Source organism: Mesorhizobium sp. M7A.F.Ca.US.014.04.1.1 (genome assembly GCF_003998745.1).
Taxonomy (GTDB): domain Bacteria; phylum Pseudomonadota; class Alphaproteobacteria; order Rhizobiales; family Rhizobiaceae; genus Mesorhizobium; species Mesorhizobium ciceri.
Window position 1 is genome coordinate 1 of the sequence record NZ_RZRW01000693.1, and the last position, 2,720, is coordinate 2,720.

A 2,720-nucleotide genomic window follows, 5' to 3' on the forward strand; every position below is an offset into this window, starting at 1 on the left:
CGCGAGGTCAGCCCCTGCATGCCGCCCATGCGCACGGCATCCTCGTCCTCGACGAGCAGCACCGTGGCCGAGCCCGACAGATCCTTGGCCGGATCGGCGACCTTTGCCGGCGCCGCCGGCGCATCGCCGGGCTCGCCTGCCTTTTTCGCTTCGGCGATGTGACGCGGCAGGAAAATGCGGAAAGTCGAGCCTTTGCCGACTTCGGAATCGCAGAAGATGAAGCCGCCGGTCTGCTTGATGATGCCGTAGACCATCGACAGGCCAAGGCCGGTGCCTTTGCCGACTTCCTTGGTGGTGAAGAAGGGTTCGAAAATCTTCTTCAGCACGTCGGGCGCGATGCCGCTGCCGGTGTCCTCGACTTCGACCACGACATAGTCCGCCGGGGCGAGTTCGCGGTAGGAAAAGGCCTTGCACTCCTCGGCGGTCACATTGCGGGTGCGGACGGGCAGATCGCCGCCCGCCGGCATAGCATCGCGCGCGTTGACCGCAAGGTTCACCACCACCTGTTCGAACTGCCCGATATCGACCTTGACCGGCCACAGGTCGCGGCCATGGTCGACCTTCAGCTTGATGTCGTTGCCGACAAGGCGGGCCAGCAGCATCCTGAGATCGGCGAGCACGTCGGTCAGGTTGAGCACTTCCGGCCGCAATGTCTGCTTGCGCGAGAAGGCCAGAAGCTGCCGCACCAGCGAAGCCGCCCGGTTGGCATTCTGCTTGATGTTCATGATGTCTGGGAAGGACGGGTCCGACGGGCGGTGATTGGTCAACAAAAGGTCGGACGCCATGATGATGGCGGTCAGCACATTGTTGAAATCATGCGCGATGCCGCCGGCAAGCTGGCCGACTGCCTGCATCTTCTGGCTTTGCGCCATCTGCCCTTCCAGCGCCTTCTGCTCCGTTGTCTCGACGGCGTAGACGATGGCCGACTCCTCGGCGCCCTCGCCGCCGGTGCCGTCAGCGACGGCGTTGACGTAGAAGCGGATGTGCCGTTCGTCGTTGCCGGGCAGAAGCGTGTCGATCGGCTCGATGTCGGCCTGCCGCTGCTGCGCTTTCTCGAAGGCAGCCGCGAAGGCCGGCCGGTCGCGTTCGTGGATTACCGTGTCGAGCCGCACGCGACGGTCGACGGCGTCGCGATCGACGACAGACGAAAACAACGACAAAAACGGCGCATTGGTGCGCAGGATGCGTCCGTTGTGGTCGACGCCGGCGATTGCCATCGGTGTCGAGTTGAAGAAGCGGGTGAAGCGCACTTCCGAAGCCCGCAAATCGGCAGAGGCATCCTCGCCTTGCGTGCGGTTGAGCACGATCGTGCGTGTCGGCCCATTCAATCCTTCGCGGCTGGCCGAAACGCGGTGCATGAAGCGCACCGGCAGCGCTTCGCCCGTCATGGTCGTCAAATCGAGATCGATCACCGCGTTGCGTGTGGTGCCGGGGTCGGCCTTGACCGAGCGGACCAGCGCCATGCCGTCGCCGGCCACGATCTCCGACAGAGACACGGCGCCGGGCGTGAAGCTGGTGAGGTCGATGCCCAGCCATTCGGCGAGCGTGGCGTTGATGTAGGTGACGCGGCCCTCCTGGTCGGCCGAAAAGAAGCCGGCCGGCGCGTGGTCGAGGTGATCGATCGCCTTCTGCAGATCGAGGAAGAAGCGCTCCTGCTCGGCCCGCTCCTGCGAGAGGTCGGCAAGCTGCCAGGCCAGCATCGGCAGCCGCTGGCCCGGAACGCTGAAGGCGCGGGCGCGCGCGCGGTACCAGCGGGCGCCCGGCTCGGCACCGGGCCGAATGGACTGTGCGAGCCTAAACTCGCCGTCGCCCGGCTGGCCGTCGCGAAGGCCGGACGCCAGGCGATAGATCGTCACCGAGGCTTCGGGGACATCCGAGAGCAATCCCTCGACGGTCTTCAGGTCGGCAGCGGACGATGCTCCGGTCATATCCGCATAGGCGCGGTTGGCGTAGACGACGCGGCCCTTGGTGTCGGTGACGAGAAGCCCCTGCGACATCGAATCGACGAAGGATTTCGACAGTTCGTCGCCTGTCGAGCGTGGCGTGACCTGCACGAAGCCGATCGCCGTCGCGAACAGGAAGCCGACGCCGATCATCGCCAGCACGCCGAGCATGCCGAGCAGGAAAGGATCGCCGAGGCGCTCGCGGAAAAGACCGAAGACGATCGCGGCCCCCGTCAGAACGACGATGAAAATGATAAGCCGGGTAACCGCGCCCGGTCGCGTATTCTGGTCGACGATCGGTACCGGATAGAAATCGCCGCGCGCTTCCTTGGCCATGTGCCCCCTGCTCGTGAATTCCGGTGTTCCGACACCCGCCCCGTACCGGGTTGAATCACATTCTCCTAGTCCGGAAAAGGCCTGGGCGGCAAATGTCGGATAAAAATGATGTCTTCCGGCCTTCGGAGTTTTTCAAGCTGTTCAACAGCGTGAAACGCAACTTGCGGTGGCCCGCTGCAACGGTCTAGTGTCTTATCACTTCCAAGGGGCGATCAGGGGAAACCAATGCAATGGCTCGATAGCGTGGCAGGTCCCGGTTATGCCGCAGCATTGTTGTGGACGTTTGCAGCGCTCGTCCTGCTGGTCATCGTTCTCGTCATCGTCAAGCTGGTGCGCAACCTGACATTCGGAACCTTCGTCGCCGGCGGCCGGAACCGCAAGACGCGACTGGCCGTCATGGATGCCACCGCCGTCGACAGCCATCGCAGGTTGGTGCTGATA

The 2,720-nt window shown here is 64.0% G+C and carries 1 protein-coding gene and 1 pseudogene; one reads left to right on the forward strand and one right to left on the reverse strand.

Annotated features, from left to right (window positions below):
* Window positions 1-2,279, reverse strand: a 2,279-nt coding sequence (locus EOA22_RS30050) for an ATP-binding protein (protein WP_127390449.1), incomplete at its 3' end; no start/stop codon positions are given.
* Between the two features lie 225 nt (window positions 2,280-2,504).
* Between EOA22_RS30050 and EOA22_RS30055 the strand changes: the two are divergent.
* A pseudogene (locus tag EOA22_RS30055) lies at window positions 2,505-2,720 on the forward strand (hypothetical protein); the annotation flags it as partial.